At 76.9% G+C, this 21,440-nt stretch carries 23 protein-coding genes; 18 read left to right on the plus strand and 5 right to left on the minus strand.

All coding sequences use genetic code 11. From position 1 onward, the window contains the following. Positions 1-48: 48 nt before the first annotated feature. Positions 49-1,251 (minus strand): DUF5667 domain-containing protein, encoded by a 1,203-nt coding sequence (locus ACI79R_RS02840; RefSeq protein WP_456572061.1) that lies wholly within the window; start codon positions 1,249-1,251, stop codon positions 49-51. A 133-nt stretch (positions 1,252-1,384) separates the two neighbouring features. Next, the gene (locus ACI79R_RS02845) at positions 1,385-2,119 is read right to left on the minus strand and encodes a sigma-70 family RNA polymerase sigma factor (protein WP_456572062.1); all 735 of its coding nucleotides are present in this window, start codon (positions 2,117-2,119) and stop codon (positions 1,385-1,387) included. 332 nt (positions 2,120-2,451) lie between these two features. Between ACI79R_RS02845 and ACI79R_RS02850 the strand changes: the two genes are divergently transcribed. The 15 genes from ACI79R_RS02850 to ACI79R_RS02920 all read left to right on the plus strand — a co-directional run bounded on the left by ACI79R_RS02850 (position 2,452) and on the right by ACI79R_RS02920 (position 17,104). Then, positions 2,452-4,026: an AMP-binding protein gene (locus ACI79R_RS02850; RefSeq protein WP_456572063.1), complete on the plus strand. Its 1,575-nt coding sequence runs from the start codon at positions 2,452-2,454 to the stop codon at positions 4,024-4,026. 13 nt (positions 4,027-4,039) lie between these two features. Further along, positions 4,040-4,282, plus strand: a complete 243-nt coding sequence (locus ACI79R_RS02855) for a glutaredoxin family protein (RefSeq protein ID WP_456572064.1) — start codon at positions 4,040-4,042, stop codon at positions 4,280-4,282. A 278-nt stretch (positions 4,283-4,560) separates the two neighbouring features. Next, the gene (locus ACI79R_RS02860) at positions 4,561-5,247 is read left to right on the plus strand and encodes a redox-sensing transcriptional repressor Rex (protein ID WP_456572065.1); all 687 of its coding nucleotides are present in this window, start codon (positions 4,561-4,563) and stop codon (positions 5,245-5,247) included. Beyond that, on the plus strand, positions 5,244-6,593 hold the full coding sequence (locus tag ACI79R_RS02865) for a glutamyl-tRNA reductase (RefSeq protein ID WP_456572066.1): 1,350 nt from the start codon (positions 5,244-5,246) through the stop codon (positions 6,591-6,593). Before ACI79R_RS02860 ends, ACI79R_RS02865 begins: the two co-directional genes overlap by 4 nt. After that, entirely contained in the window at positions 6,590-7,528 is a 939-nt protein-coding gene (hemC, locus tag ACI79R_RS02870; protein ID WP_456572067.1) for a hydroxymethylbilane synthase, read from the plus strand. The genes ACI79R_RS02865 and hemC overlap by 4 nt, the downstream gene beginning before the upstream one ends. Positions 7,529-7,599: 71 nt before the next feature. Further along, positions 7,600-9,144: a uroporphyrinogen-III synthase gene (locus ACI79R_RS02875; protein ID WP_456572068.1), complete on the plus strand. Its 1,545-nt coding sequence runs from the start codon at positions 7,600-7,602 to the stop codon at positions 9,142-9,144. Next, on the plus strand, positions 9,141-10,133 hold the full coding sequence (hemB, locus tag ACI79R_RS02880; RefSeq protein ID WP_456572069.1) for a porphobilinogen synthase: 993 nt from the start codon (positions 9,141-9,143) through the stop codon (positions 10,131-10,133). The genes ACI79R_RS02875 and hemB overlap by 4 nt, the downstream gene beginning before the upstream one ends. Further along, positions 10,130-10,642, plus strand: coding sequence for a hypothetical protein (locus tag ACI79R_RS02885; RefSeq protein ID WP_456572070.1), 513 nt, complete (start codon positions 10,130-10,132; stop codon positions 10,640-10,642). Before hemB ends, ACI79R_RS02885 begins: the two co-directional genes overlap by 4 nt. After that, positions 10,639-12,018, plus strand: a complete 1,380-nt coding sequence (hemL, locus tag ACI79R_RS02890; RefSeq protein ID WP_456572071.1) for a glutamate-1-semialdehyde 2,1-aminomutase — start codon at positions 10,639-10,641, stop codon at positions 12,016-12,018. Before ACI79R_RS02885 ends, hemL begins: the two co-directional genes overlap by 4 nt. Further along, positions 12,015-12,653 (plus strand): histidine phosphatase family protein, encoded by a 639-nt coding sequence (locus ACI79R_RS02895; protein WP_456572072.1) that lies wholly within the window; start codon positions 12,015-12,017, stop codon positions 12,651-12,653. Before hemL ends, ACI79R_RS02895 begins: the two co-directional genes overlap by 4 nt. After that, positions 12,650-13,228 carry a TlpA family protein disulfide reductase gene (locus tag ACI79R_RS02900; protein ID WP_456572073.1) on the plus strand — a complete coding sequence of 193 codons (579 nt, stop codon included), beginning with the start codon at positions 12,650-12,652 and terminating at the stop codon, positions 13,226-13,228. Before ACI79R_RS02895 ends, ACI79R_RS02900 begins: the two co-directional genes overlap by 4 nt. A gap of 3 nt (positions 13,229-13,231) precedes the next feature. Beyond that, the gene (locus ACI79R_RS02905) at positions 13,232-14,062 is read left to right on the plus strand and encodes a cytochrome c biogenesis CcdA family protein (protein ID WP_456572074.1); all 831 of its coding nucleotides are present in this window, start codon (positions 13,232-13,234) and stop codon (positions 14,060-14,062) included. Then, positions 14,059-15,681, plus strand: coding sequence for a cytochrome c biogenesis protein ResB (gene resB, locus ACI79R_RS02910; RefSeq protein WP_456572075.1), 1,623 nt, complete (start codon positions 14,059-14,061; stop codon positions 15,679-15,681). Before ACI79R_RS02905 ends, resB begins: the two co-directional genes overlap by 4 nt. Positions 15,682-15,697: 16 nt before the next feature. Continuing rightward, positions 15,698-16,681 (plus strand): c-type cytochrome biogenesis protein CcsB, encoded by a 984-nt coding sequence (gene ccsB / locus ACI79R_RS02915; protein WP_456572076.1) that lies wholly within the window; start codon positions 15,698-15,700, stop codon positions 16,679-16,681. A gap of 126 nt (positions 16,682-16,807) precedes the next feature. Further along, positions 16,808-17,104, plus strand: coding sequence for a hypothetical protein (locus tag ACI79R_RS02920; RefSeq protein ID WP_456572077.1), 297 nt, complete (start codon positions 16,808-16,810; stop codon positions 17,102-17,104). Here the strand turns inward: ACI79R_RS02920 and ACI79R_RS02925 are convergent. Continuing rightward, the gene (locus ACI79R_RS02925; RefSeq protein WP_456572078.1) at positions 17,101-17,331 is read right to left on the minus strand and encodes a hypothetical protein; all 231 of its coding nucleotides are present in this window, start codon (positions 17,329-17,331) and stop codon (positions 17,101-17,103) included. The two genes, ACI79R_RS02920 and ACI79R_RS02925, sit on opposite strands and share 4 nt — an antisense overlap. Positions 17,332-17,439: 108 nt before the next feature. On the opposite strand from ACI79R_RS02925, the gene ACI79R_RS02930 reads away from it, so the two are divergent. From ACI79R_RS02930 to ACI79R_RS02940, 3 genes are read left to right on the plus strand one after another with little or no spacing between them, the layout of a single operon-like run. After that, complete coding sequence (locus ACI79R_RS02930) at positions 17,440-17,877, plus strand: Lrp/AsnC family transcriptional regulator (protein ID WP_456572275.1); 438 nt, start codon at positions 17,440-17,442, stop codon at positions 17,875-17,877. Then, on the plus strand, positions 17,870-18,223 hold the full coding sequence (locus ACI79R_RS02935) for a DUF4229 domain-containing protein (RefSeq protein WP_456572079.1): 354 nt from the start codon (positions 17,870-17,872) through the stop codon (positions 18,221-18,223). The genes ACI79R_RS02930 and ACI79R_RS02935 overlap by 8 nt, the downstream gene beginning before the upstream one ends. Before the next feature lie 8 nt (positions 18,224-18,231). Continuing rightward, positions 18,232-19,422 (plus strand): sensor domain-containing phosphodiesterase, encoded by a 1,191-nt coding sequence (locus tag ACI79R_RS02940; RefSeq protein ID WP_456572080.1) that lies wholly within the window; start codon positions 18,232-18,234, stop codon positions 19,420-19,422. Here ACI79R_RS02940 and ACI79R_RS02945 read toward each other — a convergent pair. Then, positions 19,412-20,284 (minus strand): 1,4-dihydroxy-2-naphthoate polyprenyltransferase, encoded by an 873-nt coding sequence (locus ACI79R_RS02945; RefSeq protein WP_456572081.1) that lies wholly within the window; start codon positions 20,282-20,284, stop codon positions 19,412-19,414. The two genes, ACI79R_RS02940 and ACI79R_RS02945, sit on opposite strands and share 11 nt — an antisense overlap. Continuing rightward, a complete protein-coding gene (gene menE, locus ACI79R_RS02950) occupies positions 20,284-21,417 on the minus strand; it encodes an o-succinylbenzoate--CoA ligase (RefSeq protein ID WP_456572082.1) in 1,134 nt (377 codons plus the stop codon). The genes ACI79R_RS02945 and menE overlap by 1 nt, the downstream gene beginning before the upstream one ends. Between the last annotated feature and the right edge of the window lie 23 nt (positions 21,418-21,440).

Here is a 21,440-nt window from a genome sequence, read left to right on the forward strand (position 1 = left end):
GCCCCGTGCGCCGGGCCGCCGGAGCACCGGGTGCCCCGGCGGCCGGCCTCAGCAGATGACCAGCGGGATGCAGATCGGCAGGGGCGTGTCGATCAGCGGGGGGATCGTCGGCGTCGTCGGCGTCGGCGTCGGGGTGGACGACGAGCCGCCCGGCACCGGCAGGGGCAGCGGGTTGCGCGGCGGCTGCGGCGCCGGCGCGGTCGGTGTCGCCGGGGCCGTGCCGCCGCCGGACCCGGTGCTCCCGCCGGTCTGCGCACCGCCGCCCCCAGGGCCGGTGCCGGAGGTCGGACCGGCCGGCGGAGCGCCCGGTGCCGGGGGCGCCTGCGGCGCGGGAGCCGGGGTGGGGACGGGCGCACCCGACGTCGACGGCGCAGTGGTGCCGCCGCCCGGGGCGGCCGGGTCCGGCGCCGGGGCCGGTGCCGGGGTGGCCGGCGCGCAGGGCGCGGGGACCGGGCCGAGGTCGTCGCGGCCGGTGCTGACCGGCCCGGTCGGGCAGGCCAGCGCGCCCTGCACCGCGGCCACCCGGCCGGCGACGGCGGCCAGCAGGTCGGCCGCGGCACCGGCCTCCGCGGTGGCCTCGCCCGGCAGCTCCGGTGCCAGCTCCGCGAGCTCGGCCGACTGCCGCGCGGTCCAGTCGGCCAGCTGCTGCACCGGCGCCGGGTCGATACCGGTCAGCGCCTGCTCCACCAGCAGTGCCGCGCCCTCGGCGGTCTGGGCGTCCATGGTCTGCAGCGTCTGCACCACGAGGTCGCCGGGGGCACCGGAGGCCGCCAGGTCGGCCAGTTCGTCGAGCCGGGTGCCGGCGAACTCCAGCAGGGTGGCGCCACGGTCGTCGCCGGCCAGCGCCAGCTGCGTCTGCTCGGTGCCGCGCTTGAGGTCGTAGAGGACGTCGCCCGGCTCGGCGGACGACGACAGCGCCACCAGCGTGCCGAGCGCGCACACGGCCACCGCGGCCCCGGCCAGGCCCGCGGTCAGCCGGGTGCGCCAGCGGGAGGGCCGGGTGTCGTCGTCGGCCCGCACGGCCAGCACCCGGCGGAGCAGGGTGCGCCGCTCGGGAGCCGGATCGGCCTCCGGCTGCCGGACGGCGGCCATCGCGACCAGCCGGGCGCGGGTCGCGGCCCGGAACGCCGGGTCCGGCGCGTCGTCGAGCTCGGTCGCCAGCCGCTCCAGGCGGCCGACCAGCGCCTCCTCCCGGTCCCGCACGACCGCGCGGCGGGTGCCCCCGGGGGCGGCGCCGTCGTCGGGAGTCATCGGGGTCCTCCGGTCGGTCGGCAGCGGGCGACCGCGCCGTCCGCGGCCATCCGACGAGCCAACGACCGCTCTCCGGTGGCGGTTACGCAGTACTCATGAGTAACTACGAGATCGCCCTCTCGGGGGACGCCGGTCACCGCAGCCCCTCCGGCAGCAGGCTGGCCAGCCGCCGCACCGCCCGGTGCTGCAGCGCCTTGATCGCGCCGTCCTTCTTGCCCATCACCGCCGCCGTCTCGGCCACCGACAGGCCCTGCAGGAAGCGCAGCGAGATGCACTCCTGCTGCTCGCTGCCCAGCTGCCGGACGCAGGCCAGCAGCTGCTCGCTGGTCAGCGACGCGACGACGGCGTCCTCCGGGCCCTCGGTGACCCGGTCGGCGTCGCGCATGTCGGCGGTGGTGACCTCCAGCCGGTAGCGGCTGCTCTTCACGTGGTCGCGGATGATGTTGCGCGCGATCGTGACCAGCCAGGCGCCGACGTCGCGGCCCTGGAAGGACAGCGAGTCGATCCGGCGCAGCGCCCGGACGAACGTCTCGCTGGTGAAGTCCTCGGCCTGCGCCCGGTCGCCGACGCGGTGGTAGACGTACCGGTAGACCATGGTCACGTAGTGGTCGTAGAGCAGGCCGAACGCCTCGGCGTCCCCCTGCTGGGCGCGGGCGACCAGCCCCCAGACGTCCACCGGCTCGTCGGGCAGCGCCTCCCCGAGGGCCGCGACCTCCTCGACCAGCGCGGCGTCGTCGGCGTCGTCCTTGAGGGCGGGGTCCTCGAGGGCGGGGTCCTCGAGGGCGGGGTCCTCGCCGCCGGCCGGCTCCGGCGGCAGCTCGGCCACGATGTTGGGCTCCCGGACCGGGGGTGCGGCCTCGGTGCTCACCCTCGGGTGCGGGGTGGGCCGGGGACGCGGGCTGGGCCGTCGCGGCGGAGGGGCCACCGGGCTCCCCGTCGCGTCGACGGCGGGATCCCGCTCGCCGACGGGACGCGACTGGGCCATCCGGTGCGTCGACCTCCTCGTCGATGGGCCGAGCCCGGGACGGCTCGGTACCCCGAGCGACCCTCCCGGCCGGGTCGCGCGGTGCTGCGCGGCACCGCCCATGGTGACAACATCGGCCCAGCCCGTCCACGTCACCTGCAGGTCTGCCCTCCACGGCAGGTCCGGCGACGCCCGCGCGGGTGACCTGCACCACACTCCACCGGAGGAGGCGTCCTGTGACCGAGGCCGCACCGTCGCTGCCCGCGCTGGTCCGGGCCGCGGCGCGGGAGCGCCCCGAGGCCCCCGCCGTGGTCGCCGGGGACACCCGGCTGAGCTGGTCGCAGCTCGACGCGCTGGTCGACCGCGCGGCCGCGGGCCTGGCCGCGCGCGGGCTCGCCCCGGGGGACCGGGTCGCCGTCCAGCTGCCCAACGGGGTGGACTGGCTGCGTGCCACGCTCGGGGCGCTGCGGGCCGGGCTGGTCGTCGTCCCGGTGAACACCGCCTACACCGAGCCGGAGCTCGAGTACGTGCTCACCGACTCCGGTGCGTCGCTGCTGGTCGCCGACGGGGAGCGGCCGGCGGTGGCCGGCGTGCCGGTCTGCCCGGGTCCGCCGGACGCCGACGGCCCGCCGCCGGAGGTCGCGCCCGGTCCCGACGCCCTCGCCTTCCTGGCCTACACCAGCGGCACGACCGGCCGCCCGCGCGGCGCGATGCTCTCGGCGGCCGCGCTGCGGGCCAACCAGGAGCAGTGCCTGGCGATGCAGCCGCCCCCGGTGCGCCCGGACGACCGCGTGCTGCTGGTGCTGCCGCTGTTCCACGTCTACGGCCTCAACGCCGGCTTCGGCCTGGTCGCCGCGACGGGGGCCTGCGCGGTGCTGATGGCTGACTTCGACCCCCGGGCCGCGCTCGCCCTGATGGAGGCCGAGCAGGTCACCGCCGTCCCCGGCGCTCCGCCGATGTACCAGGCCTGGCTGGCCGCGGCCGACGCCGCCGGCAGCGACGCCGACCTGCGCCGGGCGTTCGCCGCGGTCCGGATGGCCTCCTCGGGTGCCGCGCCACTGCCGGCCGACGTCTGGACGGCGATGCGCGAGCGGGCCGCGGTCACGGTCTGGGAGGGGTACGGCCTCACCGAGGCGTGCCCGGTGGTGACCAGCACGCTGGCCACCGGCCGCGCCAAGCCCTCCTGCATCGGCGGCCCGCTGCCGGGAGTGGAGGTCGCGCTGCGCGACACGGCCGCACGGGATCCCGAGGAGTCGCCGGGGCCCCGCGAGGCGTCGGACGAGGGCCCGGGGGAGATCTGGGTCCGCGGGGCCAACCTGTTCTCCGGCTACTGGCCCGACGCGGCCGACGGTCCCGACGCCGAGGGCTGGCTGGCCACCGGTGACCTCGCCTACCGCGACGAGGAGGGCGACCTGCACCTGGTCGACCGGCGCAGCGACCTGGTGCTCGTGAGCGGCTTCAACGTCTACCCCGCCGAGGTGGAGCGGGTGCTCGACGCGCACCCCGCCGTCGCCGAGAGCGCGGTGATCGGGGTTCCGGATCCGCGCACCGGGCAGGCCGTCCGCGCCGTCGTCGCGCTGGCCCCGGGCGCGCAGGTCGGCTTCGAGGAGCTGCGCGCGCACGCCGCCGGGCAGCTGGCCCGCTACAAGGTGCCGACGTCGGTGCACTTCCTCGCCTCGCTGCCGCACTCGCTGACCGGCAAGGTCAGCCGGGCCCGCCTGCGCGAGCTGGGCCTGAGCCGGCCGGACGAGATCGCGGAGACCACCCCCGCCGAGGCGGCGGCCGCGGCCGAGGGGGTCGGCAGTGGCTGAGGGGCCGTCGGGGGTGGGGCCACGGCTGCAGCTGCTCACCCGCACCGGCTGCCACCTCTGCGCCGACGCCGAGGCGGTGCTCGCCCCGATCGCCGCGGAGGCGGGCCTGACGCCGGTTCCGGTGGACGTCGACGCCGATCCCGACCTGCAGGCCGAGTACGGCGACCGGGTGCCGGTCGTGCTGCTCGACGGCCGCGAGCACTCCTACTTCACCGTCGACGTGCCGCGGCTGCGCCGCGACCTCGGGCTGGGGTAGGCGGGCGGGGCCCGGCCCACCCGGCCGGGTATGGTCTCCACCACAGCTGGGTACGTCTGCGCTGGCCGCGGGCCCGGGGCGACCGCAGCGACTTTGTTCCTGCCTTCACAAGCGGTTACCGTGGCTGTCACCGGGTGGTTCACGCCCGGTCCCGATGTCGTCCGTCCCGGCCCAGCAGCGGCCCGCGGACCCCGGGCAGACGCAAGCGACCCAGTCCCCGAGGTCGTCGACGTGCCGTGGAGCGGCGCGCCGCCGGGGGACGCCCGCGAGGAGGGGCAGTGACCCAGCCGCGGTCCCGCATCCCCGAGGCCACGGTCGCCCGGCTGGCCGTGTACCTGCGGGTGCTGACCGGCCTGGCCGACGCCGGCCGGCGCAGCGTCTCCTCCGGTGAGCTGGCCTCCGCGGCCGGCGTCAACCCCGCGGGGCTGCGCAAGGACCTCACCCACCTGGGCCCGTGCGGCGTGCGCGGCGTCGGCTACGACGTCGCCACCCTGCGGGACCGGATCGGCGGGGTGCTCGGCGTCGAGCGCTCGCGCGGCTGCGTGCTGGTCGGCATCGGCAACCTCGGCTCCGCGCTGGCCGACTACGCCGGTTTCGGCAGCCGGGGCTTCGAGTTCGTCGGGCTGTTCGACAGCTCGCCGGCGCGCGTGGGGCAGCGGATCGGCGGCCGCAGCGTGCGCCCGGTCGAGGAACTGGACGAGGTGGTCGCCGCGACCCGCGCGACGATCGGGGTCATCGCGACACCGGCCGAGGTGGCGCAGTCGGTCTGCGACCGGCTCACCGCGGCCGGGGTGAGGAGCATCTTGAACTTCGCGCCGGTGGCGCTGGTCGCGCCCGCGGGGGTCGACGTCCGCCAGGTGGACCTCTCCGTCGAGCTGCAGGTGCTCGCCTTCCTGGACGGGCAGCGGGACGCCGCGACCGGCCACGGTGCCGGTCTGGTGCCGGCCGTCGGGGGGATGGCATGAGCCTGCTCGCGGTGGGCATCAGCCACCAGACCGCGCCGGTCGCGCTGCTCGAGCAGTTCGCGATGGGCACCGACGACACGGTCAAGGCGCTGCACGAGCTGGTCGGCAACGACCACGTCAGCGAGGCGATCGTGCTGGCCACCTGCAACCGGGTGGAGGTCTTCGCCGAGGTCGACCGCTTCCACGGCGGCGTCGCCGAGGTCAGCCGGGTGCTGGCCCGCCAGGCCGGCGCGACGGTGGAGGAGCTCTCCCCGTTCATGACCGTCCACTACGAGGACCAGGCGGTCACCCACCTGTTCACCGTGGCCGCGGGCCTGGACTCCATGGTCGTCGGCGAGACGCAGGTGCTCGGCCAGCTGCGCACCGCCTACGCCCTCGCCCGCGAGGAGGGCACGGTCGGCCGCGCGCTGCACCCGGTGGCCCAGCGGGCGCTGCGGGTGGGCAAGCGCGTGCACTCCGAGACCGGCATCGACAAGGCCGGCGCCTCCCTGGTGTCGGTCTCCCTGGACCGTGCCGAGGACCGGATCGGCTCCCTCGAGGGCCGGCCGGTGCTGGTCGTCGGCGCCGGCTCGATGGGCGCGCTGGCCGCGGCCACGCTGTCCCGCCGCGGTGCGCTGGTCACGGTCAGCAGCCGGACGGCCGAGTCGGCCGCCCGCCTGGCCGCCGCCGTCGACGGCGCCACCGCCGACCTCGAGGACCTCCCCGCCGCCATCGCCGCCGCCGACCTGCTGGTCACCTGCACCGGCGCCACCGGCCTGGTCGTGGGCACCGACGCGGTCGCGACCGCGATGGCCGGCCGCACCCACCGGCCGCTGGCCGTGGTCGACCTGGCGCTGCCCCGCGACGTCGACCCCGCCGTCGCCACCCTGCCCGGCGTGCACGTCGTCGACCTCGCGCTGCTGCAGGGCGAGCGGGCGGCCACCGACGGCGCGCCGGTCGCCGGGTCGGTCGCCGCCGACGACGTCGCCGCCGCGCACGCCCTCATCGAGGCCGAGACCGCGCTGCTGCGCGCCGAGCGGCAGGCCGCGGCCGTCGCCCCCACGGTCTCCGCGCTGCGCAGCCAGGCCGCCGAGGTGGTCGAGGCCGAGCTGCTGCGGCTGTCCACCCGGCTGCCCGACCTGGGCGCCCGCGAGCGCGCCGAGATCGCCCGCACGGTCAACCGGGTGGTCGACAAGCTGCTGCACGAGCCCACCGTGCGGGTGAAGGAGCTGGCCAGCGCCCCGGGCGGGGTCGACTACGCCGGCGCGCTGCGCACCCTGTTCGGCCTCGGCATCGACACCGACGTGCCCACCTCCGGCACCCGGCTGGCCGAGGCGGTCGCCGTCGACCCGGACGAGCTGTCGTGACCGCCGCCCCCACCCGGACCCTGCGCCTGGGCACCCGCGCCAGCCAGCTGGCCACGACGCAGTCCCGGCACGTCGCCGACGCGATCACCGCGGCCACCGGCGTGCCCGTCCAGCTGGTGCACATCAGCACCGAGGGCGACCGCTCGGCGGCGGCCATCGCGCAGCTCGGCGGCACCGGCGTCTTCGTGACCGCGATCCGCCAGGCGCTGCTCGAGGGCACCGTCGACGTCGCCGTCCACAGCTACAAGGACCTCCCCACCGCGCCGGAGCCGGGGCTGCTGCTGGCCGCCGTCCCGCCGCGGGAGGACCCCCGCGACGCGCTGGTCGCCCGCGACGGCCTCACCCTCGGCGAGCTGCCGCCGGGCGCGCGGATCGGCACCGGCGCCCCGCGCCGGGTCGCCCAGCTGCGGGCGCTGGGCCTGGGCCTGGAGGTGGTGCCGATCCGGGGCAACGTCGACACCCGCATGGCCCGGGTGGTGCCCGGTGACCTGGACGCCGTCGTCCTCGCGGGGGCCGGGCTGGCCCGGCTCGGCCGGCTCGACGCGGTGACCGAGACCCTCGACCCGCTGCAGGTGCTGCCCGCGCCCGCCCAGGGCGCGCTGGCCGTCGAGTGCCGGGCCGACGACGAGGCGACCCTCGCGCTGCTCGCCCCGCTGGACGACGCCGGCACCCGCGCCTGCGTGCTCGCCGAGCGCACCACGCTGGCCACCCTCGAGGCCGGCTGCAGCGCGCCGGTCGCCGCCTACGCCGAGATCGCCGAGGGCGAGGAGGGCCAGGAGCTGTTCCTGCGCGCCTCCGTCACGGCGCTGGACGGCAGCGACGGCGTCCGCGGCTCGGCCACCGGCCCGCTCGGCGACGCCGAGCGGCTCGGCCGCGAGCTCGCCGCCGACCTGCTCGACCGCGGCGCCGCGGAGCTCATGGCGGCCGGTCGGTGACCGGCCCCACCACCCCTGATCCCCACCACCACCACACCGCCCCGGGAGGGGCGCAGAGCAAGGAGCACGTGATGACGCGCCCCCGCAAGAAGGACGGCGCCGGCAAGGTCGTCTTCGTCGGTGCCGGCCCGGGCGACCCCGGGATGCTGACCGCGCGAGCCGCCGCCGCGCTGGCCGAGGCCGACGTGGTCCTCACCGACCCCGGCCTGCCGGCCGCCCTCGTGGACGCCGTCCGCGGAACCCGCCCCGACGTCGAGCCCTCGGCGGTCAGCGGCGAGCCCGCCGACGTCGCCAAGTCCGCGGTCGCCGCGGCCAAGAACGGCGACACCGTCGTCCGCCTGGTCACCGGCGACCCGTTCACCGACGACGCCGTGGTCAAGGAGGTGCTGGCCGTCGGCCGCACCTCCGTGCCCTTCGACGTCGTGCCCGGCGTCGCCGTCGCCACCGCCGTGCCCGGCTTCGCCGGCGTGGCGCTGGGCGGCACCTCGGTGACCGCCGACCTGCGCGGCGAGGTCGACCTGACCGCGCTGGCCGGCGCGGTCGCCACCCTCGCGGTGCCGCTGGTGCTGCAGGGCGACGTCGCCGACCTGCCCGACGCCGCCGCCCGGCTCGTCGAGGGCGGCCTGTCCGGCGCGACCCCCGTGGTGGCCACCGCCGCCGGATCGAGCACCGACCAGCGCAGCGTGACCGCCAAGCTCGCCGCCGTCGCGGAGAAGACCGCGGGCCTCGAGGCGCTGTCCGGCCGGGTCGTGGCCACCGTCGGCGCCGTCGTCGACAAGCGCGGCAAGCTCTCCTGGTGGGAGAGCCGGCCGCTGTTCGGCTGGCGCGTGCTGGTGCCGCGCACCAAGGACCAGGCCGGCGAGATGAGCGACCGGCTGCGCGCCTACGGCGCCGTGCCGGTCGAGGTGCCGACGATCGCCGTCGAGCCGCCGCGCAGCCCCGCGCAGATGGACCGCGCGATCAAGGGCCTGGTCACCGGCCGCTACGGGTGGATCGTGTTCACCTCCACCAACGCCGTCCGCGCGGTGCGGGAGAAGTTCACCGAGCTGGGCCTGGACGCCCGCGCGTTCGCCGGGGTGAAGGTCGCCTGCGTCGGCCAGCAGACGGCCGACGCCGTCCGCGCGTTCGGCATCGTGCCCGAGCTGGTGCCGACCGGTGAGCAGACCAGCGAGGGCCTGCTGGCCGACTTCCCGCCCTACGACGACGTCTTCGACCCGATCGACCGGGTGCTGCTGCCCCGCGCCGACATCGCCACCGAGACCCTCGCCGCGGGCCTGAAGGAGCGCGGCTGGGAGATCGACGACGTCACCGCCTACCGCACCGTCCGGGCGGCGCCGCCGCCGGCCGCGGTCCGCGAGGCGATCAAGGGCGGCGGGTTCGACGCGGTGTGCTTCACCTCGTCGAGCACCGTGCGCAACCTGGTCGGCATCGCCGGCAAGCCGCACGCCAAGACCGTCGTCGCGGTGATCGGCCCCGCCACCGCCGCGAGCGCGCAGGAGTTCGGCCTGCGCGTCGACGTGCAGCCCGAGACCGCCGCGGTCGCCCCGCTGGTCGACGCGCTGGCCGCCTTCGCCGCCGCCCGCCGGGCGGAGGAGGAGGAAGGCGGCACCCGATGACCGCCGGAGGGGCCACCCCCGGGTTCGCGCGCGGGCGCCGGCTGCGGTCGACGCCCGCGCTGCGGCGGCTGACCGCGCAGACCCGGTTGTCGCCCGCGGACCTCGTGCTGCCGGTGTTCGTCAAGGAGGGCATCGCCGAGCCGCAGCCGATCTCCTCGATGCCCGGCGTCGTCCAGCACACGCCGGACTCGCTGCGGAAGGCCGCGCACGAGGCGGCCGAGGCCGGCATCAGCGGGCTGATCCTGTTCGGCATCCCCGCCGAGAAGGACCCGCAGGGCAGCCAGGCCGACGCCGCCGACGGCATCGTCAACGTGGCGCTGCAGCAGCTGCGGTCCGACCTCGGCGACGAGCTGGTGCTCATGGCCGACCTGTGCCTGTGCGAGTACACCGACCACGGGCACTGCGGGATCGTCACGCCGGCCGGCGTCGTGGACAACGACCCGACGCTGGACCGCTACGCGGCGGTGGCCGTGGCCCAGGCCCAGGCCGGGGCGCACGTCATCGCCCCCAGCGGGATGATGGACGGCCAGGTCGCGGCCATCCGGAAGGCGCTGGACGGCGCGGCGTACACCGAGATCCCGGTGCTGGCCTACGCGGCCAAGTACGCCTCGGGCTTCTACGGCCCGTTCCGCGAGGCCGCCGAGGGGGCGCCGCAGTTCGGCGACCGCTCGACCTACCAGATGGACCCGCCCAACGCCGACGAGGCGCTGCGCGAGGTGGCCCAGGACCTCGCCGAGGGCGCCGACGCGATCATGGTCAAGCCCGCGCTGGCCTACCTCGACATCATCGCCCGGGTGGCCGACGAGGTCCGGGTGCCGGTGTCGGCCTACCAGGTCAGCGGCGAGTACGCGATGGTCGAGGCGGCCGCCGCGCGCGGCTGGCTGGACCGCGAGCGGGCCATCCTGGAGACGCTCACCGCCATCCGGCGGGCCGGTGCCGGCTCGGTGCTCACGTACTGGGCGGTCGAGGCCGCGCGCCTGCTGCGGTGACCGGCGAGGGGGCCGACTACGTCGAGCCCGGCGGTTCCTGGCGGACCGCCGGGCTCCTCGCGGCCTTCCTCGCCGCGCTGCTCCTGCTCGACCTGCTGCTCCCCGGGCCCGACGTGCCGCCGCTGCTGTGGCTGGTCGCGGTCGTCGCCGTCCTCGGGATCGTCGTCGCCGGCACCGCCTCGGCCCGCCGGGCCTGGACGGTCCGCGTCGAGGCCTCGGGGGAGGAACCCGCGCTCACCGTCGGCCGGGAGCGGGTGCCGCTGGCCGACGTCGACACCGGTCACCTGCGCGCCGTCCGCGAGGGGACGGCCGGTGTGGACGCCGGCGCGCCGGTGCTCGGCGGAGCCTGGTCGGTGCCCCGCGGCCGCACCGGGCTGCCGCTGCGGCTCACCGACGGCCGCACCGTGCTGGTGCCCACCCGCGACCCCGACGCGCTCGGCCGGGCGCTGCTGACCGCCACCCGCCCCCCGGAGGGGCTCACAGACGACAGGGGGACACTGGGCCCGTGACCTCGCAGGACAGTTCCCGCTACAGCTACGAGGCCCCCGTCTCGGCCGACCTGTTCGCCCGCGGGCAGCGCGTCACCCCCGGTGGCGTCAACTCGCCGGTCCGCGCGTTCCGCGCCGTCGGCGGCACGCCCCGCTTCATGGCGCAGGGCCAGGGCCCCTACCTCACCGACGCCGACGGCCGCCGCTACGTGGACCTCGTCGCCTCCTGGGGGCCGCTGCTGCTCGGCCACGCCCACCCCGCGGTCGTCGAGGCGGTCACCGCCACCGCCCGGCGCGGGCTGTCCTTCGGCGCGCCCACCGAGGGCGAGCTGGAGCTGGCCGAGGAGATCATCGCCCGGGTCGCCCCCGTCGAGCGGGTGCGGCTGGTGAACTCCGGCACCGAGGCGGTGCTCTCGGCGATCCGGCTGGCCCGCGGCGCCACCGGCCGGCCGCTCGTGGTCAAGTTCGCCGGCTGCTACCACGGCCACGTCGACGCGCTGCTGGCCTCCGCCGGCTCCGGCGTGGTCACCCTCGGCCTGCCCGACACCCCGGGCGTCACCACCGGGGCGGCCGCCGACACCCTCGTCCTGCCCTACAACGACGTCGCCGCGGTCGAGGCCGTCTTCGCCGAGCGCGGCAGCGAGATCGCCTGCGTCATCAGCGAGGCGGCCGCCGGCAACATGGGCGTCGTCCCCCCGCTGGCCGGCTTCAACCAGGAGCTGCGGCGGATCACCGCCGCCCACGGCGCGCTGCTGATCCTCGACGAGGTGATGACCGGCTTCCGGGTCTCCCGCTCGGGCTGGTACGGCCTGGACCCGACCGACGCCGACCTGTTCACCTTCGGCAAGGTCATGGGCGGGGGCCTGCCGGCCGCGGCGTTCGGCGGCCGGGCCGACCTCATGGCCCAGCTGGCCCCGGCCGGGCCGGTCTACCAGGCCGGCACCCTCTCGGGGAACCCGGTGGCCGTGGCCGCCGGGCTGGCCACGCTGCGGAACTGCACCGACGAGGTCTACGCCCGCTGCGACGAGGTGGCCGCCACCCTGCGCGGGGCGGCCAGCGCCGCCCTGTTCGCCGCCGGCGTGCCGCACCGGGTGCAGCAGGCCGGCTCGATGTTCTCGGTGTTCTTCGTGCCCGACGAGCGCCAGGTGCGCGACTTCGACGACGCCCGCAGCCAGGAGACCTTCCGCTACACCGCGTTCTTCCACGAGATGCTCGCCCGCGGCGTGTACCTGCCGCCGTCGGCGTTCGAGGCGTGGTTCGTCAACGCCGCGCTGGACGACGCCGCCGTCGAGCGGGTGCTCGACGCGCTGCCCGCCGCCGCGCACGCCGCCGCCGAGGCGCGCCCCGAGGAGGCGCCGCGGGCCATCGGTCAGGACCCCTCCGAGGTCAGCACGTGAGCGCGGAGACCACGGTGGTGCACCTGCTCCGGCACGGTGAGGTGTACAACCCGGAGAAGATCCTCTACGGCCGGCTGCCCGGCTACCGGCTGTCCGCCGCCGGCGAGGCCATGGCCCGTACCGCGGCCGGCTGGTTCGCCGGCCGGGGCGTCACGCACCTGGTCTCCAGCCCGCTCGAGCGGGCCCAGCAGACCGCCGCGCCGATCGCCGAGGCGCTGGACCTCCCGGTGGCCGTCGACGAGCGGCTGATCGAGGCCGGCAACGCCTTCGAGGGCCTGCGGGTCGCCGTCGGGGACGGCGCCCTGCGCCAGCCGCAGCACTGGTGGAAGCTGCGCAACCCGTTCCGCCCCTCGTGGGGCGAGCCGTACGTGGAGATCGCCGCCCGCATGCTGGCCGCCGTCGAGGCAGCCCGGGACGCCGCCCGCGGCGCCGCCGCGGTGTGCGTCAGCCACCAGCTGCCGATCTGGACCCTGCGGCTGCACCTCGAGGGCCGCCGCTACGTGCACGACCCCCGCCAGCGGCAGTGCGGCCTGGCCAGCGTCACCTCGGTGACCTACGAGGGGGACCGGGTGGTCGGGATCGGCTACGCCGAGCCGGCCGGCGCCACCGATCCGAACGCGGTGCCCGGGGCATGAGACGGGTCGCCGCGGGCCTGGTCGCCGCGCTCGCCCTCCTGGCCGGCTGCGCCACGGGCGAGGGCAGCGCCGTCGACGTCAACAACGGCGGCGAGTTCCGCTTCGTCGCCGGGACGCCGGCCGGTGAGGTCATCCCCGAGGCCGAGCGCGCCTCGGCGCCGGAGTTCTCGGGCACGCTGCTGGGCGGCGGCGAGTTCTCCTCCACCGAGCTGGCCGGCGACATCGCCGTCCTCAACTTCTGGGGGTCGTGGTGCCCGCCCTGCCGGGTGGAGACCCCGGAGTTCCAGGAGGTCTACGCCGAGGTGCGCGACGAGGGCGTGAGCTTCCTCGGCCTCAACGTCAAGGAGACCGACCCGCAGTTCGCGCAGGCCTTCGTCGACAGCAAGGGCATCGAGTTCCCCTCGCTGTACGACCCGCGCGGGGAGGTCGCGCTGGCCTTCCGCGACTACCCGGCCAACGCCGTGCCCTCGACGATCGTGCTCGACCGCGAGGGGCGGGTGGCCGCGGTCTACACCGCGGCCGTCGCCCAGGACGACCTGCGCAGCACCCTCGACCTGCTGCTCGGGGAGGGCTGAGCGGTGGGTGAGACCTTCGAGGCCCTGGTCACCGACGGCCCGCTGCTCGTCGCCGCCGCGGTCGCCGCGCTGGTCGGCCTGATCAGCTTCGCCTCGCCCTGCGTGCTGCCCCTCGTGCCCGGCTACCTCTCCTACGTCGCGGGCCTGGTGGGCACCGGCGCGCGCCCGGCGGTCCCGGCCGCCGGGAGCACGGACGGCGCCCCGGCCGGGGCCACCGCCACGGCGGTCCGCGCCGAGCCGCAGGTGCCGCGCGGGCGCATGGTGCTCGGCGCGCTGCTGTTCGTGCTGGGCTTCACCGCGGTGTTCGTCGCGATCAGCACCGCCTTCGGCGGGCTGGGCCGGCTGCTGCTGGTGCACAACGACGTCATCACCCGGGTCATGGGCGTGGTGACCGTGCTGGTCGGCCTCGGCTTCCTCGGCTGGCTGCCGCTGCTGCAGCGCACCAAGCGGCTGACCATGCGCCCGGCCATGGGCCTGGCCGGGGCGCCGCTGCTCGGCGTCGTCTTCGGGCTGGGCTGGACGCCGTGCCTGGGTCCCACGCTGGCCGCCGTCCAGAACCTGGCCTTCCAGGAGGCGACCGCCGGGCGCGGGGCGTTCCTCGGCGTCGCCTACTGCCTGGGGCTGGGCATCCCGTTCGTCCTGGTCGCCCTCGGCGCGCGCTGGGCCCTGGGCGCCACGACGTTCCTGCGCCGGCACGCCCGCACGGTGACCCGCCTGGGCGGGGGGCTGCTCGTGCTGGTCGGCCTGCTGCTGGTGACCGGGGCGTGGACCGAGATGATGCAGTGGCTGCGCTCCTGGCTGGCCGCCACCGGTCTGGGGGAGTCCGCGCTGTGACGACCACCGCCCCGCCGCGGCCGGCGGCCGCCCCGCCCCCGCCCGCGCGCCCCTCGGCCCTGCGCCGGCTGCGCGGCTGGCTGCTGCGCTGGTGGCGCCGGCTGACCGCGATGCGCACCGCCATCGTGCTGCTGTTCCTGCTCGCGCTCGCGGCGATCCCCGGATCGCTGCTGCCGCAGCGGTCGCTGTCCCAGAACGCCGTGGCCCGGTACTTCGCCGACCACCCCACGCTGGCGCCCCTGCTGGACCGGCTCTACCTGTTCGACGTCTTCAGCTCGCCGTGGTTCGCCGCGGTCTACCTGCTGCTGTTCGTCTCGCTGATCGGCTGCGTGCTCCCGCGGGCGGTCGAGCACGCCCGCGCCCTGCGCACCCCGCCGCCGGCGGCGCCGCGCCGGCTGCTGCGGCTGCCCGACTCCGCGGAGCTGCCCACGGCACTGCCGGGGCCCGCCGCGCTCGACATCCTCGAGGAGGAGCTGCGCGTCCGCCGGTACCGGGTGGTCCGGCGCGAGAGCGGCGCCGGCCCGGAGCTCTCGGCGGAGAAGGGCTTCTGGAAGGAGACCGGCAACCTGGTCTTCCACCTGTCGCTGATCGGGCTCCTGCTCGGCCTGGCCGGCGGCAAGCTGTGGGGCTACGAGGGCAGCATCCTGGTCACCGAGGGCCAGGGGTTCTGCAACTCCTTCCAGCAGTACGACAACTACTCCGCCGGGCCGCTGGTCGAGGGCTCCGACCTCGCCCCCCTGTGCGTCGACCTCGAGGACTTCCACGCCGACTACGAGGAGAACGGCACCGCCGCCTCGTTCACCGCCGACATCCGCTACGGCGCCCCCTTCGAGGAGGGGCAGGCGGAGACCCTCGGGGTCAACGACCCGCTGCGGGTCGACGGCAACCGCGTCTACGTCACGGGCCACGGGTTCGCGCCGCGGTTCACCGTCACGCTCCCCGACGGCACCGCGTTCACCGACGTCTCCGCGCCGTTCCTGCCCACCGACCAGGCGACGATGGCCAGCGAGGGCGCGCTGAAGCTGCCCGACCTCGGCGCCGGCGCCGACCAGCAGCTCGCGCTCGAGGGCTTCTTCGCCCCGACCGGCGTGGTGCAGGGCGGGATCCTGACCTCAGTCGACCCGCGGCCGCTGGATCCGCAGGTGGCGGTCGTGGCCTACCAGGGCTACCTCGGCCTGGACACCGGCCTGCCGCAGTCGGTCTACTCCATCGACGCCGCGCAGATCGACCGCGGCGTGCTGGAGCGCGTCGGGGCGGCCAACCTGTCGATCGGCGACACGCTCACGCTGGACGACGGCACGGCGATCACCTTCACCGGCTTCTCCCAGTTCGCCGCGATGCAGCTGTCGCACGACCCCGGCCAGATCTGGGTGCTCGTCGCCTCGATCGCCGTGCTCGCCGGCCTGCTCGGCATGCTGCTCCTGCGCCGGGAGCGCTTCTTCGCCCGCGTCGAGCCCGCCCGCGACGGCGGTACCGTGCTCACCGTCGGCTCGCTGACGCGGGGCAGCGGCGAGGGCGGCGACCGCTTCGCGGTGCTCACCGACGACCTGCGGGCCGCGCTGGCCGCGCGCGCCCCCGCCCCACCCCTCACCCCGCCGTCCGGCGGGGACGCACCGTAGACCGGAGGCCCCCCGAGTGACCGTTGACCCGTCGCTGGCCGAGCTGTCGGACACGCTGTTCTCGATCAGCGTCGGCCTGTACTCGCTCGCGGTCGTCGCGTTCTGCGCCCAGCTGGCCTTCGGTCGCCGGCCGGCCCGCCAGGCCGCTCCGGAGGCGCTGGTGCCCGCCGGCGGGGTGTCGGAGACGCCGGCCCCTCCCGTCGCCCCCGTCCCGGCCGCCGAGCCGGAGCGCTCCCGTCGCTGGGGGGTGATCGCCCTCGGCCTGACGGTCCTGGGTGGACTCACCCACCTCGCGGTCCTCGTCACCCGCGGCATGGCCACCGACCGGCTGCCCTGGGGCAACATGTACGAGTTCGCGACGGCCGTCGTCCTGGTCGCCGTCGTGGCCTACCTGCTGTTCGCCCTGCGCGCCCCCGGGCTGCGCCACCTCGGCGTCTTCGTGCTCGCCCCGGTGGTCCTCTCGCTGGTCGCCATCGGCCTGTTCCTCTACGTCGAGAGCGGCCCGCTGGTGGCCGCGCTGCGGTCCAGCTGGCTGGCCGTGCACGTCTCGACGGCGATCCTCGGCTTCGGCATCTTCTTCGTCAGCGGCATCGCCGCGGCGCTGTACCTGGTGCGCGGCCGGTACGAGGCCCGCGTGGCCGCCGGCGCCGAGGTGAACCCGACCGGCCTCGCCGCCCGGCTGCCCAGCGCCGCCTCGATCGACCGCGTCGCCCACCGCACCGCCGTCTTCGGCTTCCCCATCTGGACCTTCGCCGTCATCGCCGGCGCCATCTGGGCCGAGGCCGCCTGGGGCCGGTTCTGGGGCTGGGACCCCAAGGAGACCTGGGCGTTCATCGCGTGGGTCGTCTACGCCGCCTACCTGCACGCCCGCACCACCGCCGGCTGGCGGGGCCGCCCCGCGGCGTGGGTCAACATCGTGGGCCTGGGCGTGATGATCTTCAACCTGCTGTACGTGAACATGGTGTCGACCGGGCTGCACAGCTACGCCGGCGTGAACTGACCGGCAGCCGCCCGCACGGATGTCCTCACTCCGGGTGATCCTCGCCCTGAACCGGTGAGCCCGTGGGTGACGTCGTCCCCGCTCCGTGCTGGGATCGGGTCATGACGACGCCCCGGGGAGGTCACTGTGGGTAGGCACGCGGCAGCCGAGGGCGCCGCGGTGCACCCGCTGGTGGCCATGGCACTCGAGCACGCCCGTTCCCAGCACCCGGAGGCGGCCGGTGCCGCGCGGCACGGCGGCCTGCGGGCCGACGGCACGCCGAGCGGCCTGGGCTGGCCGGGGCCGGAGCGGTCGGGCGAGGGGCTGGGCTGGCCGTCGTCGTCGGCCGGCGCCCGCCGCCGTCCGCCGGTCGCGCCGGCGCAGCCGGCCGCGCCGTCGCGCCCGCGGGGCTGGCGCCGGCTGTTCGGCGGCCGCGCCGCCTAGTCCTGGGCGGGCGAGCCGTCGTCGCGGCGGGCGCGCCGCTCGAGCTCGCGCAGGAAGTCGGGGTCGTCGTCGGGGGCCAGCGGCCGGGTGTTCCGGGGCGGCCGGGGACGACGCGGGGGGCGCGGTGCGCCCAGTCCGCCGTTGCCGGCACCACCCGCGTTCGCCGCCGCCCGCATGACGAGCACGACCACGGCGACCGCGACCACCAGAACCACCAGGAAAGCCACCCGGCGTCACCCCCTCGACCGTCCCCCCGTGCCTCCACAGTACGTCCGCGGCGATACTCGACGGCGGCGACGGGACGTCGCCGCTGCCGACCAGGGACGGAGCAGGTCATCGACGCGGTCGACGCCCGGCTGATCGAGCTGCTGCGCGCTAACGGCCGCGCCAGCTACGCGGAGCTGGCGCGGCAGGTGGGGCTGTCCTCGCCGGCGGTGCACGAGCGGGTGGGCAAGCTCGAGGCGGCGGGGGTCATCACCGGCTACCGGGCGGTGGTCGACCCCGCGGCGCTCGGCCTCACCGTCACCGCGCTGGTCGGCGTGATCGAGAGCGATTCGGTGGACGACACCGGCCTGGAGGCCGCGCTGGCGGCGATGCCCGAGGTGGAGGACTGCTGGCGGGTGGCCGGCAGCGAGGGCTACGTGCTCAAGGTGCGCGTGACCGACATCCCGGCACTGGAGGCGGCCATCAGCGCGTTGAACCGGATACGCGGGGTGGCCCGCACCCGCACCACGGTGGTGCTGTCGACGAAGTGGGAGGGCCGGCATGGCTGACGAGAGCAGGCCCGCCGGAGCAGGCGCGGCCGCCGGTACCGGCCCGGTGACCCCCGGCTCGCCGACCGGCGGCCCGGCGACGCCGCCCCGGGTGGGGCCGTGGCTGGCCGCCTACACGCTGGGCCGGCTGGTGATCACCGCCGCGCTGGTGGCGCTGGTGTGGCTGCTCGGCCTCCCGGGCATCCCCGCGCTGCTGTTCGGCCTGCTGCTGTCGATGCCGGTGTCCTACCTGCTGCTGCGCGGGGTGCGCGACCGGCTCACCGAGGCGCTCGCCGCCCGGTCGCTGGCCCGCAAGGCCGCCAAGGAGGACCTCCGCGCCCGGCTGAGCGGCGACGAGGAGAGCTGACCCGCGCCATGGCTGCGTCCGCGGTCGCCCGGCTGGCCGGGGACCCCTGGCTGCGGTGGCTGCTGGACACCGCCCGCACCCGCCTGCGCACCGACATCGCCTGGATCTCCGAGTTCGACGGCGACCAGCAGGTGGTCCGCGCCGCCACCGGTGACCTCGCCGCGATGCACGTGGACGTCGGCATGGCCACCCCGCTCGCGGGGTCCTTCTGCGTCCGGGTGCTGACCGGTCAGCTGCCGCCGGTGGTCACCGCCGCCGGGCGCGATCCGCGCACCCGCGACCTGCCGGTCACCGCGCAGCTGGGCATCGGCTCGTACGTCGGGGCCCCGGTGCACACCACCGCCGGCGGGCCGCCGGTCGGCATGCTCTGCTGCCTCGGCCGGGACGACGGCGCGCAGCTGGACCGGGAGTCCGCGCGGTTCGTCGAGTTCCTCGCCGAGCTGGTCGGCGAGCACCTCCGCCGGGGCGAGGCCGGCGAGCCGGACACCGGGACGACACCGCGCGAGCGGGTCGCCGCGGTGCTGCGCGAGCGCACGGTGCAGCCGGTGTTCCAGCCGGTGGTCGAGCTCGACGGCGGGCGGGTGGTCTCCTACGAGGCGCTCGCGCGGTTCTCCGGCGCCGACCCCGAGCGGGTGTTCGGGGACGCGCTGCGCGCCGGGCTGTCGGTGGAGCTGGAGGAGCTGGCCGCGCGCACCGCGCTGGCCGCGGCCCGGGACCGGCCGCACGAGGTCCGGGTGGCGGTGAACCTCTCGCCGGCCGCGCTGCTCACCCCGTCGGTGCTCGACATGGTGCTCGCCGCCGCCGGCGACGGGATCGGCGTCGAGATCACCGAGCACGCCCGGGTGGACGACTACGCCGGCCTGCTGCGCGCCCGCCGGCTGCTGCGCGAGGCGGGGGTGACGGTCAGCATCGACGACACCGGCTCGGGCTACTCGTCGCTGCAGCACGTGCTCCGGCTCGAGCCCGACGTCATCAAGCTCGACGCGGCCCTGGTCAGCGGCGTCGACCGGGATCCCGCCAAGCAGGCGCTGGTGGCCGCGATGCAGACCTTCGCCGGCGAGGTGGGGGTGCGGGTGGTCGCCGAGGGCGTGGAGACCGCCGCCGAGCGCGACGCGCTGGCCGCCCGCGGCGTGCGCTACGGGCAGGGCTTCCTGTTCGGCCGGCCGGAGCCGTTCGGGCCGGCCGGCGTCAGCCGCTGAGCGCCAGCCCCAGGCCGAGGAGGACGCCGCTGACCAGCGTCAGCCGGCCGGTGGCGCCCAGGGCCCCGATGAGCACCGGCCCGCGGCCGCCGGTGAGCACGGCCCGGGCCGGCGGCACCGCCAGCGGGACGGCGAACAGCGCCAGCAGCGCCCAGGGCCGCGCGACGCCGATCGCGACCACCACGGCGAACGCGACGACGATCAGCCCGGTGAAGGTGAGCCGGGTGCCCCGGTCGCCGAGCAGCACCGCGAGCGTCCGCTTGCCCACCGCGGCGTCCCCGTCGAGGTCGCGCAGGTTGTTGACCACCAGGATCGCCACGATGAGCAGGCCCACCGGCACCGAGGCGGCCAGCGCCAGGCCCTCGACCGAGCGGGTCTGCACGAACGTCGTCCCGGTGACGGCGACCAGGCCGAAGAAGACGAAGACGAACACCTCGCCCAGCGCCCGGTACCCGTAGGGCACGGGCCCGCCGGTGTACGTCCAGGCGGCGACGATGCAGACCGCCCCCACGGCCACCAGCCACCAGCTCGACAGCGCGGCCAGCGCGAGACCGGCGACCCCGGCGACGGCGAAGGACAGCAGCGCCGCGGTCAGCACCTGTCGCGGCGTCGCCGCCCCGGACCCCACCAGCCGCATCGGCCCGACCCGGTCGGCGTCGGTGCCGCGCCGGCCGTCGGAGTAGTCGTTGGCGTAGTTGACCGCCACCTGCAGGGCGAGCGCCACCAGCAGGGCGAGCACCGCGGGCACGGGCCGGAAGCCGTCGAGGGCGACGGCCGCACCGGTGCCGACCAGCACCGGGGCGACGGCGGCCGGCAGCGTGCGCGGCCGGGCGCCGGCGATCCACTGCGCGGGGGTGGCCATCAGCGCGCCGTCCCGAGGACGGCGGCGGCGACGCCGCGCCGGTCGGGCTTGCCGGTGTGCAGGGTGGGGACGGCGTCCACGAGGTGCAGCTCCTTCGGTGCGGCGGGTGCGCCCAGCCGCTCGGTCACCCACGCGCGCAGGTCCGCGAGCGTGGGCACGGCGCCGGCCGCCGGGACGACGGCGGCGACCACGCGCTGGCCCCACTCCTCGTCGGGCCGGCCGAACACGACCGCGTCGGCGACGTCGGGGTGCTCGCGCAGCGCGCCCTCGACGGCGGTGGGGGCGACGTTGACGCCCCCGGTGACGACGACGTCGTCCAGCCGGCCGGTGACGGTGAGCCGGCCGCCGGCGTCCAGCGTCCCGGCGTCGCGGGTGCGGAACCAGCCGCCGGCAAAGGCGGCCGCGGTGCCCTCCGGGTCACGGCGGTAGCCCAGCGCCAGCACCGGGCCGGCCAGCGCGACGCCCTCGCCGTCCACCCGGACCCGGACGCCGGCCAGCGGCCGGCCGTCGTAGACGCAGCCGCCGGCGGTCTCGGTCATGCCGTAGGTGGTGACCACGGCGACGCCGGCCGCGCGGGCGCGGGCCAGCAGCGCGGGGTCGGTGGCGGCGCCGCCGACCAGGACCGCGTCGAAGCCGCGCAGCGCCTCGGGCTCGGCGTCGAGCCACCGGCGCAGCTGGGTGGGCACCATCGCCGTGTAGCGCCGTCCGCCGCGGACCCGGTCCAGGCCGGCGGCCAGCGGCTCCCCCGCGGCGAGGACCGCGGGCTCGGTGCCGGACAGCACCGAGCGGACGAGCACCTGCAGCCCGGCGATCGCCGACACCGGCAGCGCCAGCAGCCAGCCGCCCGGCCCGCCGAGCGCGTCGAGGGTGGCGGTCGCCGAGGCGTGCAGCGCCGACGCGGGCAGCAGCACCCCCCGGCCGCCGCCGGTCGACCCGGAGGTGACGACGACGAGGTCGGCGCCGTCCTCCAGGGGCTCGCCGGGGGCGAGCACCGCCCGGGCGGCCTCGACCGCGGCCGGCGGGCCGGCCGGGAGCACCGCGAGCGGGCGGTCGCCGTCCAGCGCGGCCCGGAGGGCGGGGAGGAGCTCGCGGGGATCGGCCGGCGCGGGCACGAGGGTCAGCTGCCGGGCCACGAGGGTCCACGGTATCGGCCCCT

The sequence above is a fragment of the Blastococcus sp. SYSU D00820 genome (assembly GCF_054050695.1).

Bases quoted from the DNA above. Each gene is read 5' to 3' on its own strand.
- ACI79R_RS02865 (WP_456572066.1), top strand. From the start codon at position 5,244: ATGAGCCTGCTCGCGGTGGGCATCAGCCACCAGACCGCGCCGGTCGCG.
- ACI79R_RS02875 (WP_456572068.1), top strand. From the start codon at position 7,600: ATGACGCGCCCCCGCAAGAAGGACGGCGCCGGCAAGGTCGTCTTCGTC.
- ACI79R_RS02900 (WP_456572073.1), top strand. From the start codon at position 12,650: ATGAGACGGGTCGCCGCGGGCCTGGTCGCCGCGCTCGCCCTCCTGGCC.
- ACI79R_RS02840 (WP_456572061.1), bottom strand. From the start codon at position 1,251: ATGACTCCCGACGACGGCGCCGCCCCCGGGGGCACCCGCCGCGCGGTC.
- hemB (WP_456572069.1), top strand. From the start codon at position 9,141: ATGACCGCCGGAGGGGCCACCCCCGGGTTCGCGCGCGGGCGCCGGCTG.
- ACI79R_RS02940 (WP_456572080.1), top strand. From the start codon at position 18,232: ATGGCTGCGTCCGCGGTCGCCCGGCTGGCCGGGGACCCCTGGCTGCGG.
- ACI79R_RS02945 (WP_456572081.1), bottom strand. From the start codon at position 20,284: ATGGCCACCCCCGCGCAGTGGATCGCCGGCGCCCGGCCGCGCACGCTG.
- ACI79R_RS02935 (WP_456572079.1), top strand. From the start codon at position 17,870: ATGGCTGACGAGAGCAGGCCCGCCGGAGCAGGCGCGGCCGCCGGTACC.